Here is a 15,136-nt window from a genome sequence, read left to right on the forward strand (position 1 = left end):
CTCGCCAGACTACCAGTCCTCGGCCTGCCCCAACATGCGTAAAATATCCTGTCGGTGCTGCAACAGCTGCGGGTTATCCCGATGCCGGGGAAAGGCCAGCGGTAGCGTAAATTCGCCAATGATCCGCCCCGGTCGCGGCGACATCACCAGCACGCGTTCGCACAGCAGCAGCGCTTCTTCAATATCATGGGTCACCAGCAGGCTGGTGTAGCCCTGCTGCTGCCAGAGCGTAATCAGCTCGCGCTGCATGCCGATACGGGTCAGAGAGTCCAGTTTGCCGAGGGGCTCATCGAGCAGCAGTAAACGCGGCTCGTTGAGCAGCGCGCGCGCCAGCGCGGCCCGCTGGGCCATCCCGCCCGAAAGCTGCCGGGGCCACGCCTGGCTGAATCCCTGCAGACCGATACGCGTTATCAGCGCATCGGCCTGCGCTTCACGCCCTTTTTTGCCCTGCGCCTGCGGCCCCAACAGCACATTTTGCCGCACCGTCAGCCACGGATAGAGCGTCGGATCCTGAAACACCAGAATGCGGTCGGGCCCCGGACCGCCCATCGCCGCGTTATCTATCCGGATCTGCCCGCCCTGCATTGGCTCCAGTCCCGCCAGCAGCCGCAGCAGCGTCGACTTGCCGCAGCCCGAGGGCCCCAGTAGCGCCACGCTCTCGCCCGGACGCAGCTGCAGACTGATATTCTCCAGCACCGGCACCGTTTCCCTGCCGAGGGAAAAAGCATGGTGCAAATGGTGAATCTCGATGCCCGCGCCGACCCGGGCGGTGTTTTGGGGTGTCGCTGTTGCTACCATGTCATCCCTCCTCGCTGCCACTTCAGCAGCCGATCGCGCACCATAAACAGCCCGCTTATCAGGCCGGAACAGAGAAAGGCCATTACCAGCAGCGCGGCATACATATTGGGGTAAGCCGCCCAGCCCTGCGCCCACTGCAGATAAAAACCGATGCCCGATTTCACGCCAACCATCTCAGCGACGATCAGCACTGAGAACGACGCGCCCAGCCCCATAAACAAGCCGACAAACACATTCGGCAGCGAGGCGGGAATCGCCACCCGTAAAATCAGAAAGCGCTGGCTGGCCCCCAACGTGCGGGCAACGTCATACCAGGCTTTATCGATACTCATGACCCCGGACCAGGTCAGCACGGTGACCGGAAACCAGGTGCTCAGCGCAATCAGAAACACGCTTGCCCCAAAGCTGGAGGGAAAAATAAACAGGCATAGCGGCAAGAGCGCCGTTGAGGGCACCGGGCCAAGCAGACGCAGGACCGGATGCAGCCAGTAGCCGATACGCTGCGACCAGCCAATCGCCAGCCCGCTGATAAAACCGCAGGAGGTCCCGAGCAGCACCCCGAGCCCGAGCAGCCCCAGAGAGTGCAGCAGACTATCCAGCAGACGCGGCCAGTCATCGACCAGCACTTCGATCAGCGCCTGCGGCGGGGCAAAAAACGGCACCGGCAGGATCGCCGTTTTTGCCGTCAGCCACTCCCATAACGCAAACAGCAACGGCAGCAGCGCCAGCCACTTGCCAGCCGCGAGCAAACGACCGCCCCGCGGATACCAGTAGCGGCCACTCAGCGCCAGCGCCAGCAGTCCACCGGCGATGACAAACTGGCTCATCGCCCACCCCGCGCTATAGGGCCAGCGTCGTCCGACATCCGGCCACGCTAGCGTAAACATCCCGCCCGCCAGCCACAGCGCGGCGGCCAGCAGCCCTTCAGACCACAACGGATAGCGCCCCCCGGCGCGTGACAGCGCACGTTCAGGCGAATACGTTGGCATAAATACTCTCCGCAAACTGGTGGGGGTTGGTCCCCGGTTTGATCACCTGCACCCGCTGCAGATCGCTCACGTACTGGGTCAGTTCATTCACAAAGGCCTCTCCCACGGCGTGGTGTCCATGCCCCTGGCCATGAAGGATCCCCGAGACTTCAGCCTCATCGGTGTTTAATGCATGGGCCATGAACGATTGCGCCACGCTTTCAGGGTGGGCCGATGCATAGCTGTGCGCCTCGAGAATCGCCTGGGTCAGCGCGGCGGCAACCGGTTTGTGATCCCGGGCCAGCGCCCCGCTCACGCCCAGCACGCAGCAGCTCAGGTTGGCGTAATCGCCGCTCATATTGCTGGCGATCAGCTGATATTTCCCGCTTTGCAGCAGGCGGAAGCTGAAGGGCTCGCTGCCGCTGATAGCCGCAATCTCCCGCTTATCCAGCGCGATACTGAGCAGATCCGCCGGGTAAACTTTCCACTGCACATCGCTTATCGGATCGATGCCATGTCGTTTGAGCAAAATAGCGAAGAAGTTTTTGTCCGGACCGGCCATATCGGTGACGCCAATCGTCTGCCCTTTCAGACTCTCCAGGCCGCCAAACGGCGAATTTTTCGCCGTCAGCAGATTGAGACAGCCGCCGTGCGTTCCGGCCGTCAACTTGACGTCAAAACCCTGCTCCAGCGCCTTCAGCCAGCGTAGCGCCATCCCGACGCCGGCATCGGCCTTGCCGGTCGCGATAGCCTCCAGCAGCACATCGGTCGAGTTGCCGAAGTTAACGAACTCAACCTCAAGGTTGTATTTGCTGAAAAACTTCTGCTGCTCAGCGACCGCCACCGGCGCGAGGCAAACCGCGCTCTTGTTGATGGCCAGCTTCAGCTTGTAGGGTTCCGCCAGCCGCAGCGCCAGGTTTTCACCGTTTCCGCCCCCCTCCGGCATCGTGGTCATCGTGTGCGCCCACAGCGGCCAGGCGGCCGCCGCCAGCATGGTTCCACCGCTGAGCTGTAAAAAGCGGCGGCGTGAGAAAGCGGACTGATTCATGGTCTCTTCTCCTGGGCGGCCGGGACGTCAGGCAGCGTAAATCGGGTATCAAAGGTCGGCGTGACGTCCAGCTTCGCGCGAATCAGACCATTGGCCTGATAGAAGTCGGCGGTGGCCTGCTGCTGTTCAATGGTGCGCGAGTCCAGACGCTGCCACTGCGACTGACGGTTAGCAAACTGCGCCCGGGCAATGTCCGGCGGGAAACGGATGATGTCGCCGAGGGTTTTGCCATAGCTCTCGAGATTGGCGTAAGCCCAGCGCTCCGCCCCTGCCAGACGGATGAGATAATCCTGTAGCGCCGCGCGCTTAGCCGGATCCTTTAAGCTTTCATCCGTTGCCGCCAGAAATGTATTCCCCGGCAGCAGCCCTTTACCGCTCACCAGAATCTGACCTTCGGCGGTTTTCACCAGCTGCGTGGTGTAGGGTTCCCAGGTCGCCCAGGCATCGACCGAGCCGTTGAGTAAAGCCACTTTGGCATCGACCGGGCCAAGAAATACCCACTGCACCTCTGCGGGCGATATCCCCGCCTGCTGCAGGGCTTTCAGCGCCACGAAATGACCGATCGAACCTTTGCCGGTGGCGATCCGCTTACCTTTTAAATCCGCGGCGCTCTTGAGCGAACTTCCCGGCGGAACCAGCACGGCCGTACCCGCCGGGTTGCTTTTATCGACGGCAATAGCCTTAACCGGCGCGCCGTTGGCCAGCGCAAATAACAGCGGCGCATCGCCAATAATCCCCGCGTCTACCGCGCCGGCGTTCAGCGCTTCCGCCAGCGGTGCGGCGGCCGGAAACTCAGCCCACTTGATCTCATAACCCAGGTTTTGCAGCGCGTTGGCCGCTTCGAGCTGCGAGCGCATGCCCCCTTTCTGATCGGCAATTCGCAGGGTGATACGCTCCTGCGCCGTCGCCAAAGCACTCAGCGCCAGCAGCGAGAGTCCCGCGGCCAATCTTGTCATTTTTCGTTCGCGCATAAACATTATCCTTATGATTGAAAAGCGTGTTGACCCGCCGCCTGCCACGCGCTGTCGCTCTGCGGCGTATGCACGCGCCCGCAGAGCACGTTGCGATAGTGGCGTTCCAGAGGATGTTGTCGGCTCAGGCCATGATTGCCGGTAAGTTCCAGCGCCAGAGCCACGACCTGCACCGCGTTGTCGGTAATAGTCACCTTGGCCAGATTGGCCTCGGTGGCGGTCAATTCCAGCCCGGCGGCCTGTTGCAGCAGGCAGCGGTTCGTCAGCAGCCAGCCTTCTATCTGGCCGGTTTTTTCCTGCACGCGCGGCAGACGGGAGAGCGGGTGCCCGAGGTTGGCCGGCGCCCGCGTACTGAGCCAGCCCAGTAGCCAGTCCCGCGCCGCGCGGGCCACGCCGTCATAGATCGCGGCTAACAGCGCGGTCTGTCGATTGGCGAAGAGACGGAAACGTTCGGCATCCGCGGCGGGAGGCGCAGATGCCGGCCAGATATCTACCGCATTTTGCCCGGGGATCGGCACGTTTTTCAGGATCACTTCATGGCTGCCGGTCGCGCGCATTCCGGCATGGTCCCAGCTTTTAATAATAGTGACACCGTCACTTGCCCGGGGAACCAGCCAGGTGCCGACCTGCGGGTCGAGATCGTCGCTTCGTGCCCAGATAGCCAGCCAGCTCAGCCCTTCAACTCCGGTGGTATAGAGTTTGTGTCCGTTAAGGCGCCAGCCGTCGGCGGTACGGGTGGCAACCGTCTGCGGCAGTCCCCCACGCGCCGGCGAGCCGAGTTCAGGTTCAACTCTCAGGCTGTTGATCAGTCCACCCCGCTCGACGGCATCACGATAGACCTGCCGACGCAGCGGTTCCGCCCAGCCGTCGCTATCCGCCAGACGCAGATGATGCAGATACTGCATACAGACGATCAGCGCCGTCGCCGGTTCTCCCCACGCAATGGCGGTAATCGCCTGCTGCAGCCGGGCCAAATCCGCCCCCGCCCCGCCATACTGCGCCGGCGTGGCGAGGCTCAGAAAACCGCGCTGATGCAGGTGCGCGAGATTGTGGTGGGGAAAGTCGCCGCTGCGATCAAGCTCTGCCGCCTGTTCGGCCATCAGTTGACGAATGTCGGTTAACTGCTGTAGCCAGTCGGCCTGCGGACGTACGGGCTGTTGACCGGAAAACGTCACGATGCGCGCTCCTGAATCGCACGCTGAGCCGCTTTTTCGCGGGCAATCGGCAGCAGAGCCTTGCCGTATTCCCGCGCATCATTTAAGGGATCAAAGCCGCGAATCAGGAAGTTGCGCACTCCGAGGTCGTAATAATCCAGCAGCGCATCGGCAACCTGTTCCGCCGTTCCGACCAGCGCGGTGGAGTTATGGCCGCCGCCGACCAGTTTCGCAATGCCGGTCCACAGACGTTTATCCACCACATTTCCCTGTTCTGCCGTGGCCCGCAGGCGCCGCGCGCCTTCGCTATCGGGCTTCGCTTTGAACCCCTGACCCGCCTGCGCCGCCCGTTCGGAAGCGACATGCAAAATATGCTCGGCCTTCTCCCAGGCCTGCGCTTCGCTGTCGGCAATAATCGGCCGGAATGAGACGCTAAAATCAATGTGGCGCTGATGCTTCGCTGCTTCGGCGCGCACCCGACGGATGGTCTCCTCCGTCTGCCCTAACGATTCGCCCCACAGGGCAAAAACGTCAGCATGTTTACCGGCCACCGCAATGGCAGCCTCGGAGGAGCCGCCGAAGTAGATCGGAATGTGCGGTTGTTGCAGCGGACGAATCGCCGACCACGCCTGTTCGGCCTGATAAAAATCATTGTCGATATCAACGGGTTGTTCCGCAGTCCAGACTTTTCGCACCGTATCAAGGAAGGCATCGGTACGCGCGTAGCGCTGGTCATGATTGAGGTAGTCACCATCCCGACGCTGTTCGGCGTCGTTGCCGCCGCTGATGATATGTACCGCCAGACGCCCGCCGAGCAGATGCTCCAGGGTGGCAAACTTACGTGCCGCCAGCGTTGGCGAGACGAATCCGGGGCGATGGGCCAGCAGGAAACTGATTTTCTCTGTCGATAATCCGGCCAGCGCGGTAACCAGAAAGCCATCCGGCTGATCGGACCAATGCCCCACCAGCAGGCGATCGAAGCCGGCCGCTTCGTGAGTTTGCGCAAAGCGCACGATATAGTCGCGGTCAAAAACCGGTCCTGCCGGGGCGATGGTTTCGGATGAGAGGCGATGGCCGATCATCCCGAGAAACTGAATGCTCATAACATAACTCCTTGCGTCGGGTAACGGTGGCCGCAGCGGCGGCGCCTGTCGTTACCCTATACATCGGCAGTTAATGAGCAAAATGCATTTTTATCATATCTTAATATGCAAAATCAGCATTTAGATAATTTAGTATACTCTTCAATCAGATAGAGTCAGCTGCTGCGCAATTTTCCCGGCAAAAAAAGTGAACGGCTGCTGCAGATTCGCCAGATTCTGTGCGCTCACCTGCCACAAGCAGACCGCCGGCTGGAAATCGGCTAACGTCAGAACGGTCACCTCATCGCGCCACGGGCTGGCGGCCAGCGCCGCACGCGGTACCAGACCCAGCCCTTGCCCCTGAGCAACCAGGCCAATTTGCAGGTGAGCCCCCGCGGTTTCGACATTCAGCTGAAGCCGCAGCCCCTGAGCCTGGAGTTCACGAATTAACCCCGCCCGCAGCCCGCAGCCGTCAGGGTTAAGCACCCAGCCCTTAGACGCGCAGTCCCGCAGTTCAGCGGCCTGCAGGCGCAGGCTTTTCGCCGCAATCACCACTATATCCAGCGAACACAGCAACCGGCCGACATAGCCATCGGCAAAGACCTGCTGTGCCGGCCCCATTGCCAGCATGCCATCCAGCTCGACGCTCTCGAGTCGCTTTTGCAGCAGCCCGCTCCAGCCGCAGGTCACCTGCGGCTGGAGCTGCGGAAACTGCTGGCGTAGCGCCAGCAGCGCCGGCTGGAGCGCAATTTCCGCCACGCTCTGCGGTACGCCGAGGCGCAAAATACCGTGCGGTTCCGCCTGCGGATCCAGCAGCCCGTACAGCTTTTTCGTCTCCCGCTTGATGCTCAGGCACTGCTCATAAACCCGGTGCCCGGCGGCGGTCAGGGTCAGCGGTCGGGTCTGGCGCTCCAGCAGGGTCACGCCGAGAGTTTGCTCCAGACGCTGCAGCCGTCGGGTAATCGCCGATTGGGTAATTCCCAGATATTCCGCCGCCTGATTGAGGGAAGAAAACTGTACCGTCGCCAGCAGGGCGTCAATGTCGTCGATGCGCATAGAATCCTTAATGTGAATTTTGCATATTAATATATGCGTAAATTGCATTTAAATAATATTAACGCCTTTGTTAGCGTAATGACCAGTCCCTCTGACAGGAACCGTTCATGACCGCACCACGACTGGAAAAACTACGCCATTTTATTCAAGAGGTTGACGCCCTTCATCGGGAGTTCAGCGACGAATCGCAGCTGCTGGAGGCGGTTGCGCAGCGCCTGGCGCGGCTGGTCAGGCAGGATGACTGGCTGCCTGACGAGTACGCTTTGCCGCATCCCCACCACTACCAGCAATACCTGCTGCACGCCGACTCCGGACAACGCTTTTCGATCGTCAGCTTTGTCTGGGGCCCCGGGCAGGCCACGCCGATTCACGACCATCGCGTGTGGGGCGTCATCGGCATGCTGCGCGGCGCGGAAGAGAATCAGCGCTATCGTCTCGATGCTGCAGGTCTTCCGGTGGCCGACGGTATTGCCGGACGGCTCTCGCCGGGCGAGGTCGAAAAGGTCTCCTCCCGCGATGGCGATATTCACCGCGTCAGTAACGCGCTGGCGGAGAGCGTGTCGATCAGTATCCATGTCTACGGCGGCAATATTGGCGCCGTTAAACGTGCCGTCTATACCCCGGAAGGTCTCATCAAACCCTTTATTTCCGGCTACTCCAATCGCCACTTACCCAATCTCTGGGATTTCCCGAAGGATAATTAATATGCCCATCCACACTTATCGCCAGCCAGCGCAAGTGCGCCAGGCGCTGCTCGACCACGCCGAACTGGCGCTGATTGACGTGCGTGAAGAAGCGGATTTTGCCACCGCTCACCCGCTGTTTGCAGCTAATCTTCCGCTGAGCAAGCTCGAGCTGGAAATCCACCGTCGGGTGCCGCGGCTGACGACGCCGATCACCGTTTACGATAACGGCGAGGGTCTGGCCGCCCAGGCCGTCGATCGCCTGCGCGGCTGGGGATATCAAGATGTAGCGCTGCTGGAAGGCGGCCTGAAGGGCTGGCAGCGCAGCGGCGGCGAGCTCTTCCAGGACGTTAACTCCCCCAGCAAAGCGTTCGGCGAACTGGTGGAGAGCCAACGACAGACCCCCTCTCTGAACGCAGAAGAGGTGCAGGCGCTGATCGACAGCCGTCAGCCGGTGCTGATTGTCGACGCCCGACGGTTCGATGAGTACCAGACCATGAGTATTCCAGGCGGCATCAGCGTCCCCGGCGGTGAGCTGGCGCTGCGTATTGACGGACTGGTCGACTCGCCGCAGACGCCAATCGTCGTCAACTGCGCGGGACGTACCCGCAGCATTATCGGCGCCCAGTCGTTGATCAATGCCGGCGTGAGCAACCCGGTCTACGCCTTACGTAACGGCACCATTGGCTGGACGCTGGCCGGTCTGACCCTCGATCGCGACCAGCAGCGCCGCTATGCCGATGAATCGCTGGCTTCGACGGCGCGTCTTCAGCAGGTCAGCCAGCTGGCGGCAAAAGCCGGGGTGGCGGTTATCGACCAGGCCACGCTCCGGCGCTGGCAGCAGCAGAACGACCGCACCACCTATCTTTTTGACGTCCGCAGCCCGGAGGAGTACGCCGCAGGTCACCTGCCGGGAAGCCTCAGCGCACCGGGCGGCCAGCTGGTCCAGGAGACCGATCACCACGCCAGCGTGCGCGGAGCACGTATCGTCTTAGTGGATGATGACGGTATTCGCGCGGCGATAACCGCCTCGTGGCTGGCGCAAATGGGATGGGAAACGGCCATCCTGCGCGGTCTGAGCGCAGCGAACTTTAGCGAACGCGGCGTGCCGCCCGCCCGCCTGCCCGCGGCGCCTGAGGCAGAGGAGATCGACGCATCGCAGCTGGCGGCACTGCTGCGCGAACCGGGAACGGTGGTCCTGGATTTCACCACCAGCGCCAACTATGTGGCGCGGCACATTCCCGGGGCATACTGGCTGATACGCTCGCGGCTGAAACAGGCGCTGGCGCTGATTCCCTCTGCCAGCCGCTACGTACTGACCTGCGGCAGCAGCCTGCTGGCGCGCTACGCCGTCGCCGAAGTGGCGGCGCTGACCGGCAAACCGGTGCAGGTGTTGAGCGGAGGCACCGCCGGGTGGATCGCCTCAGGTCTGCCGCTGGAGCATGGCGCAACCCATCTGACCAGCGCGCGTAGCGATCGCTATCGTCGTCCCTATGAAGGGACCGATAATTCCCGCGAAGCGATGCAGGCCTATCTGGAGTGGGAGTATGGCCTCGTGGCCCAGCTGGCAAACGACGGGACGCACGGGTTTACGGTACTGTAGCGCGGCCGCGCGATGCCGGACGATATCAGGCCTCGCGCATAATCCACGAATACTGGAACGTTTTCTCTGCCGGGAAGTGCGTGCGCCGCCGGAACGATCCCAGCGACTGCGGCGTACAGTAGGTACAGCTGCCCAGCCATTCAATATGATTTTCCGCCACCCCGGCGCGGCGTAACAGCAGCTGGCCAAAAGCCCGCAGATCGAACCACATCGTGTCGTCTCCCGTCGCCGGCGCTTTTTCCGCCTCAGGCTCAGGGCCACGACGGTGCAGAAACAGCCGATCGCGGTGCTGTTTGACCAGCCCGGCCACCGGCATCGCCAGCAGCGCCTGATAAAATGCCGCCGAGACCTCATAGCAGCAGGCCTGAATATGCGGCCCAATCGCTACCACCACCTCGTCCGGCGGTATGCCATGTCGGGCAAAGAGATCGAGACTATTAGCAATAATTCCGGTCGCCGCGCCGCGCCAGCCCGCATGCACGCTGCAGACAAAAGCGCCGTCACGGGAGGCCATCAGCATCGGCAGGCAATCGGCAGTCACCACCCCCACCTTTTGCCCGCCCAGTGCGGTAAAAACCGCGTCGGCATGCGGGCGTTCCGCCAGCGGCTGCTGAAAATGATGAACCATATTGCCGTGCACCAGCTTCACCGGAGCCAATTCAGCGTAAGGAAAGGCGGCCGTTTCGTGTACATCGAGAAAGGCATAGCGAATGCCGGGAATATCGCTCAGTAACCGGGATTGAAAAGACATGGCGGCAGAGATAAGCAATGGGTGATGATTTACCGTATGCCAAAGTCTGCCGTTGCGCAAGGTGGCGCGCTGCCGGGCCCTGAAGCATAACCCGGCGCCGACGTCAGGCTATTGATTGCCGTCTCTGGCGATTCATCAGCCAGAACACCGCCACGCCAGCCAGCAGAATCCCGGGCGCGGAGGCGGCCATCACCCCAACGGTACCGGCCCCCAGCGCCAGCATTTTTCCCGCCAGCAGCGGACCGCTCATCGCCCCCAGCCGCCCGACGGCCACCGCCGTCCCCACCCCGGTGGCGCGAATTTCCGTGCGGTAGAACAGCGGCGCCAGCGCGTACAGCACGCTTTGCCCGCCGGTGGCGAACAGCCCGGCCACAAAGCCGGAGAACAGCATCGCGGGAAAGGAGGTGGCGCAGCCCAGCGCCAGCAGCGACGCCAGCATACCGCTATAGATCAGCAGCGACATCAGCAGCGGACTTAGTTTATCCAGCAATGCCCCCAGCAGCAGCGTGCCGCAGGCGGCTCCCAGCTGCAAAACAAACATTACGCCTGCCGCCTGACCGGCGCGAAATCCCTGACCTATCAGCAGCATGGGCAGCCAGTTGATCAGCATATAGACCACCAGCAGCGTAAAGAAATAGCACAGCCACAGCAGCAGCGTGGCGGTGGCATTTTCCGGCGCCAGCAGCGTCCGCAGCGGCGCGCTCTGCGTCTCGGCGCGAAAGACGGCGGATTCAGGCAGCCAGCGCAGCAGCATCGGCACCAGCAGCAGCGGCACCACGCCGCCGACCCAGAATACCGTCTGCCAGGCAGAGGTCTCCCCCCACCATCCCAGCGCCGCGGCCAGCGCGGCGCCCACCGGCACCCCGCAGTACATCAGGCTGACGGCGGTACCGCGAAATCGCGGGCCGGCCGCTTCGGAGGTTAATGCGATCAGATTCGGCAGCGCCGCCCCCAGCCCCACTCCGGTCATCAGGCGCGCCAGCAGCAGCAGCGGAAAGCTCCCTGCCAGCGCGGTCGCGATGGAAAACAGACCGAACAGCATGACCGACGCGATCAGCACCCGCTTGCGGCCATGGCGGTCAGCAAGAATTCCCCCCACCAACGCGCCGGGAAGCAGCCCGAGGATACCGGCGCTGAAGATCCAGCCCATCTGCATATTGTCGAGCGCGAAGGCGTGAGCCATCCCGGCGGCGGCGATCCCGGCCGCCTGAAGATCCAGCCCTTCCATCAGGGCCACCATAAAACAGAGCCCGATGGTTAACATCAGGCGTGAAGCCGATCCAGAGGTTGTCGTGGTCATAGGGTACCTGTGCGATAGCGAAAACGGTGCAGGTGAAAGGCGGCTGATACGTTGCCAGCCGCCCGTTTTTATTTCGTGCGCTTGAGCAGGTCCAGCGCCACATCGACGATCATATCTTCCTGGCCGCCCACCATCCGCCGCTTGCCCAGCTCGACGAGAATATCGACCGCGCTCAGACCGTAGCGCGCGGCCGCCACTTCGCTGTGGCGCAGAAAGCTGGAGTAAACCCCGGCATAGCCCAGCGCCAGGGTTTCGCGATCGACGCGTACCGGACGATCCTGCAGCGGCCGCACCAGCTCATCAGCGGCGTTCATCAGCGCATACAGATCGGTGCCGTGGTTCCAGCCAAGCTTGTCCGCCGCCGCAATAAAGACCTCCAGCGGCGCATTCCCCGCCCCGGCGCCCATGCCGGCAAGGCTGGCATCGATGCGGTCGCAGCCCTCTTCCACCGCGGCGATAGAGTTGGCGACGCCGAGGCTCAGGTTATGGTGCGCATGCATCCCGGTGGCGGTTTCCGGCTTGAGCACCGCCCTGAGGGCGCGGAAACGATCGCGAATATCGTGCATATTCATCGCCCCGCCGGAATCGACCACGTAGATGCAGGTCGCGCCGTAGGATTCCATCTTCAGCGCCTGCTGCGCCAGCTGCTCCGGGGTAGTCATATGGCTCATCATCAGGAAGCCAACGGTATCCATCCCCAGCTCGCGGGCGAAGGCGATATGCTGGGCGGAAACATCCGCTTCCGTGCAGTGGGTTGCCACGCGCACCACCCGCGCCCCGGCCTGATACGCATTTTTCAGGTCGTGCAGGGTGCCGATGCCAGGTAGCAGTAAAGTGGCGATTTTCGCCCGGCTGACCGAAGACGCCGCCGCTTCAATCCACTGCAGGTCGCTGTGCGCGCCGAAGCCGTAGTTAAAGCTCGACCCCTGCAGGCCGTCGCCGTGGGCCACCTCTATCGAATCCACTCCCGCGCTATCCAGCGCCCGGGCAATCTGGCGCACATTGTCGAGCGAGTATTGATGGCGAATCGCGTGCATCCCGTCGCGCAGGGTCACGTCTGAGATATAGAGTTTTTTGCCGTTCATGCTGCGTCTCCTGCCGTACCGTTCATCGCCTGAGCCATTTTTTCCGCCGTCGCCAGCGCCGCCGAGGTCATAATGTCGAGGTTGCCGGCGTAGGCTGGCAGATAGTGCGCCGCCCCTTCGACCTCGAGGTAAACCGCCGTTTTCAGGCCACAGAAGCGGCCAACGCCCGGTAGGTTCACCGGCTTATCTTCCGGGATCACCTCAAACTGCACCTGCTGTTTCAGGCGGTAGCCCGGCACATAGGCCTGCACCGCAGCCGCCATCTCGGCGATCGACGCGGCAATCTCCTGCTGCGACGCCGCTTCGCTCAGGACATAAACGGTATCGCGCATCATCAGCGGCGGCTCCGCCGGGTTCAGTACGATAATCGCTTTACCTTTTGCCGCGCCGCCGACTTTCTCTATGGCCTGCGAGGTGGTTTCGGTGAATTCGTCGATGTTAGCGCGCGTTCCCGGGCCGGCGGATTGGCTGGCAATCGAGGCGACGATTTCCGCATAGTGCACTTTTGCCACCCGCGATACCGCCGCCACCATCGGGATGGTCGCCTGACCACCGCAAGTCACCATATTGACGTTGCCCTCGGCAAGATTGGCCTCAAGATTGACCACCGGCACGCAGTACGGGCCGATCGCCGCCGGGGTCAGGTCGATCACCCGGATCCCCGGTTTGGCTTCCCGCAGCGCGGCGTCGTTTTTCACGTGCGCTCCGGCGCTGGTGGCGTCAAACACGAAATCGATATCGGCGAATTCCGCCAGCTGCATCAGGCCGCCGACGCCCTCGTGCGTGGTGGCAACGCCCATGCGCCGGGCGCGGGCCAGACCGTCGGATTCAGGGTCGATGCCGACCATCACCGCCATCTCCAGGTGCTGGCCGTGGCGCAGAATTTTAATCATTAAATCGGTGCCGATATTGCCGGAGCCGATAATGGCGACTTTGCGTTTACTCATCACTGTTTTCCTCTTGCGCGACAAACGTTGCCGTCACTGAACCTAAACCGTCAATGTCGGCGGCAAAGCGATCGCCGGCGTGAATCGCCACCATCGGACCTAACGCCCCGGTCAGCACGATGTCTCCCGCCCGCAGCGGTTCGCCGAGGCTGGCCATTTTGCGCGCCAGCCACACCGCCGCATTGAGCGGATGACCGAGACATTCGCTACCCCGCCCGGTGGACACCTCTTCCTCGTTACGCGTCATACGCATGGTGCAGTTTTTCAGATCCAGCCCGGCCGGGCGCCGCGCCGGACTCCCCAGTACGTAAACGCCGCAGGAGGCGTTATCGGCGACCGTGTCGACGAAGCCAATCGACCAGTCGCGGATACGGCTACCGACCACTTCCAGCGCCGGCAGTACCCAGTCGATAGCGGCGTACAGCTCATCAAAGGTGGTATCGACATGCGGCAGGTCGTGTTTAAGCAGCAGGGCGATTTCGGCTTCCACTTTCGGCTGCAGCACCCGGGAGAACGGCACATCGGCGTTATCGCCATAGCACATGTCGGCAAACAGGGTGCCGAAGTCCGGCTGGTCAACGCCCAGCTGCTGCTGCACTTTAGGATGGGTCAACCCTACTTTGCGCCCCACTACCCGCCGTCCGTGCGCGACGTGGTGCTGGACGTTAATCCGCTGGATGGCGTAGGCCGCCTCCGCATTATCGACGCCGAGAAGATCGCGCAGCGGTTCAATGGCCCGCCCCTGGGTTTCGGCGTCACGCAACCGTTGCGCCAGCTGTTCGAGAGATAACGTTGTCATGACGGTTCCTTATTTGCGCGCCAGAAAATCCAGCACCAGCTGGTTGAAACTGTCGGCATGTTCCCACTGCGCCCAATGGCCGCAGTCACGATAGAGATGCAGTTCAGAACCGTTAATCCCGGCCAGCAGGCGCAGGCCGGCGTCCATCGGTACAAAGCGGTCGTTGCGCCCCCAGACGATCAGGGTTTGGGCGCGGATTTCGCCGAGACGCGGGCTAAAATCCGGGAACTGTTTCGGGTTGGCTTCCAGACTTTTGACGAAATTATCCAGATGATCCCGGCGCGACAGCATATTGTTGAGGCGCGCTTCGAACAGAGCCTCGGTCAGATCGCGGGTATCGAAGACAAAGATATGCATCATCTTTTTCAGGTTTTCGATGGTCGGTTCGCGATACAGGCCGTTCAGCAGCTTGATGCCTTCCGTCGGCATCGGCGTAAACAGGCTCATGCCGCCGGTTCCGCCGCCCATCAGCACCAGCTTGCCCACCCGTTCCGGCCAGCTCAGAGTGAAGGCCACCGCGCTGTGACCGCCCATGGAGTTGCCCAGCAGATGCACTTTGTTGATATCCAGCTGATCAATAACGTTTTTCAATACCCGGGCGTTCAGGTCGGAACGGGAACCGCGATTGACGATCGAGTCGCTTTTTCCCCAGCCGGGACAGTCCAGCAGAATGACCCGGTAGCCCGCCTCGACCAGCGGATCGATATTGCGGCTGAAGTTCGCCCAGCCGGTGGCGCCGGGGCCGGAACCATGCAACAGGACCACGGTTTCATCCCCCTGGCCGCAATCATTAAAATGGATGCGTAGTGTTTCTCCGCCCTCTTCTACGTTGAGGAATCGGCTGGTGTCGGCTTCAGTTTGCGGTTGGTAGCTCATCATATTCTCCCGTTA

14 protein-coding genes and 1 pseudogene are annotated in these 15,136 nt (G+C 62.0%); 2 read left to right on the forward strand and 13 right to left on the reverse strand.

Translation table 11 applies throughout. The annotated features are described in order from the left end of the window. Positions 1-9: 9 nt before the first annotated feature. From AC007G_RS20915 to AC007G_RS20945, 7 genes and pseudogenes are all read right to left on the reverse strand, one after another. Positions 10-798 carry an ABC transporter ATP-binding protein gene (locus AC007G_RS20915; RefSeq protein ID WP_032687179.1) on the reverse strand — a complete coding sequence of 263 codons (789 nt, stop codon included), beginning with the start codon at positions 796-798 and terminating at the stop codon, positions 10-12. Further along, the gene (locus tag AC007G_RS20920; RefSeq protein ID WP_085397037.1) at positions 792-1,787 is read right to left on the reverse strand and encodes an ABC transporter permease; all 996 of its coding nucleotides are present in this window, start codon (positions 1,785-1,787) and stop codon (positions 792-794) included. Before AC007G_RS20920 ends, AC007G_RS20915 begins: the two co-directional genes overlap by 7 nt. Then, positions 1,768-2,814, reverse strand: coding sequence for an ABC transporter substrate-binding protein (locus AC007G_RS20925; protein WP_046852306.1), 1,047 nt, complete (start codon positions 2,812-2,814; stop codon positions 1,768-1,770). The genes AC007G_RS20920 and AC007G_RS20925 overlap by 20 nt, the downstream gene beginning before the upstream one ends. After that, entirely contained in the window at positions 2,811-3,785 is a 975-nt protein-coding gene (locus AC007G_RS20930) for an ABC transporter substrate-binding protein (protein WP_032687176.1), read from the reverse strand. The genes AC007G_RS20925 and AC007G_RS20930 overlap by 4 nt, the downstream gene beginning before the upstream one ends. A gap of 11 nt (positions 3,786-3,796) precedes the next feature. Then, complete coding sequence (locus AC007G_RS20935; RefSeq protein ID WP_049267832.1) at positions 3,797-4,885, reverse strand: acyl-CoA dehydrogenase family protein; 1,089 nt, start codon at positions 4,883-4,885, stop codon at positions 3,797-3,799. A gap of 70 nt (positions 4,886-4,955) precedes the next feature. Beyond that, a pseudogene (locus tag AC007G_RS20940) lies at positions 4,956-6,042 on the reverse strand (LLM class flavin-dependent oxidoreductase); the annotation flags it as partial. 141 nt (positions 6,043-6,183) lie between these two features. Then, on the reverse strand, positions 6,184-7,077 hold the full coding sequence (locus AC007G_RS20945) for a LysR family transcriptional regulator (protein WP_479466661.1): 894 nt from the start codon (positions 7,075-7,077) through the stop codon (positions 6,184-6,186). A gap of 107 nt (positions 7,078-7,184) precedes the next feature. On the opposite strand from AC007G_RS20945, the gene AC007G_RS20950 reads away from it, so the two are divergent. Further along, positions 7,185-7,781, forward strand: coding sequence for a cysteine dioxygenase family protein (locus AC007G_RS20950; RefSeq protein WP_046852305.1), 597 nt, complete (start codon positions 7,185-7,187; stop codon positions 7,779-7,781). Between the two features lies 1 nt (position 7,782). Further along, positions 7,783-9,363 carry a rhodanese homology domain-containing protein gene (locus AC007G_RS20955; protein ID WP_032697357.1) on the forward strand — a complete coding sequence of 527 codons (1,581 nt, stop codon included), beginning with the start codon at positions 7,783-7,785 and terminating at the stop codon, positions 9,361-9,363. A gap of 25 nt (positions 9,364-9,388) precedes the next feature. Here the strand turns inward: AC007G_RS20955 and AC007G_RS20960 are convergent, their stop codons facing one another. The 6 genes from AC007G_RS20960 to mhpC all read right to left on the reverse strand — a co-directional run bounded on the left by AC007G_RS20960 (position 9,389) and on the right by mhpC (position 15,121). After that, the gene (locus AC007G_RS20960; RefSeq protein WP_032697358.1) at positions 9,389-10,114 is read right to left on the reverse strand and encodes a purine nucleoside phosphorylase YfiH/LACC1 family protein; all 726 of its coding nucleotides are present in this window, start codon (positions 10,112-10,114) and stop codon (positions 9,389-9,391) included. Between the two features lie 103 nt (positions 10,115-10,217). After that, on the reverse strand, positions 10,218-11,414 hold the full coding sequence (gene mhpT, locus AC007G_RS20965) for a 3-(3-hydroxy-phenyl)propionate transporter MhpT (protein ID WP_142630668.1): 1,197 nt from the start codon (positions 11,412-11,414) through the stop codon (positions 10,218-10,220). Positions 11,415-11,482: 68 nt separating this feature from the next. Then, on the reverse strand, positions 11,483-12,499 hold the full coding sequence (mhpE, locus tag AC007G_RS20970) for a 4-hydroxy-2-oxovalerate aldolase (protein WP_142630667.1): 1,017 nt from the start codon (positions 12,497-12,499) through the stop codon (positions 11,483-11,485). Continuing rightward, positions 12,496-13,446, reverse strand: a complete 951-nt coding sequence (gene mhpF, locus AC007G_RS20975; protein ID WP_046852302.1) for an acetaldehyde dehydrogenase — start codon at positions 13,444-13,446, stop codon at positions 12,496-12,498. Before mhpF ends, mhpE begins: the two co-directional genes overlap by 4 nt. Continuing rightward, positions 13,439-14,245, reverse strand: a complete 807-nt coding sequence (mhpD, locus tag AC007G_RS20980; protein ID WP_064385196.1) for a 2-keto-4-pentenoate hydratase — start codon at positions 14,243-14,245, stop codon at positions 13,439-13,441. Before mhpD ends, mhpF begins: the two co-directional genes overlap by 8 nt. A 9-nt stretch (positions 14,246-14,254) precedes the next feature. Next, positions 14,255-15,121, reverse strand: a complete 867-nt coding sequence (mhpC, locus tag AC007G_RS20985) for a 2-hydroxy-6-oxonona-2,4-dienedioate hydrolase (protein ID WP_032699549.1) — start codon at positions 15,119-15,121, stop codon at positions 14,255-14,257. Positions 15,122-15,136 lie beyond the last annotated feature (15 nt).

It is taken from the genome of Klebsiella sp. CSG-1 (genome assembly GCF_056521145.1).

What these genes read in the sequence shown, in the direction of transcription:
- AC007G_RS20935 (WP_049267832.1), bottom strand. Translation starts at nt 4,885, where the DNA reads ATGGCCGAACAGGCGGCAGAGCTTGATCGCAGCGGCGACTTTCCCCAC.
- AC007G_RS20955 (WP_032697357.1), top strand. Translation starts at nt 7,783, where the DNA reads ATGCCCATCCACACTTATCGCCAGCCAGCGCAAGTGCGCCAGGCGCTG.
- AC007G_RS20950 (WP_046852305.1), top strand. Translation starts at nt 7,185, where the DNA reads ATGACCGCACCACGACTGGAAAAACTACGCCATTTTATTCAAGAGGTT.
- mhpT (WP_142630668.1), bottom strand. Translation starts at nt 11,414, where the DNA reads ATGACCACGACAACCTCTGGATCGGCTTCACGCCTGATGTTAACCATC.
- AC007G_RS20925 (WP_046852306.1), bottom strand. Translation starts at nt 2,814, where the DNA reads ATGAATCAGTCCGCTTTCTCACGCCGCCGCTTTTTACAGCTCAGCGGT.
- AC007G_RS20920 (WP_085397037.1), bottom strand. Translation starts at nt 1,787, where the DNA reads ATGCCAACGTATTCGCCTGAACGTGCGCTGTCACGCGCCGGGGGGCGC.
- mhpE (WP_142630667.1), bottom strand. Translation starts at nt 12,499, where the DNA reads ATGAACGGCAAAAAACTCTATATCTCAGACGTGACCCTGCGCGACGGG.
- mhpC (WP_032699549.1), bottom strand. Translation starts at nt 15,121, where the DNA reads ATGAGCTACCAACCGCAAACTGAAGCCGACACCAGCCGATTCCTCAAC.
- mhpD (WP_064385196.1), bottom strand. Translation starts at nt 14,245, where the DNA reads ATGACAACGTTATCTCTCGAACAGCTGGCGCAACGGTTGCGTGACGCC.
- AC007G_RS20930 (WP_032687176.1), bottom strand. Translation starts at nt 3,785, where the DNA reads ATGCGCGAACGAAAAATGACAAGATTGGCCGCGGGACTCTCGCTGCTG.
- AC007G_RS20915 (WP_032687179.1), bottom strand. Translation starts at nt 798, where the DNA reads ATGGTAGCAACAGCGACACCCCAAAACACCGCCCGGGTCGGCGCGGGC.
- AC007G_RS20945 (WP_479466661.1), bottom strand. Translation starts at nt 7,077, where the DNA reads ATGCGCATCGACGACATTGACGCCCTGCTGGCGACGGTACAGTTTTCT.
- mhpF (WP_046852302.1), bottom strand. Translation starts at nt 13,446, where the DNA reads ATGAGTAAACGCAAAGTCGCCATTATCGGCTCCGGCAATATCGGCACC.
- AC007G_RS20960 (WP_032697358.1), bottom strand. Translation starts at nt 10,114, where the DNA reads ATGTCTTTTCAATCCCGGTTACTGAGCGATATTCCCGGCATTCGCTAT.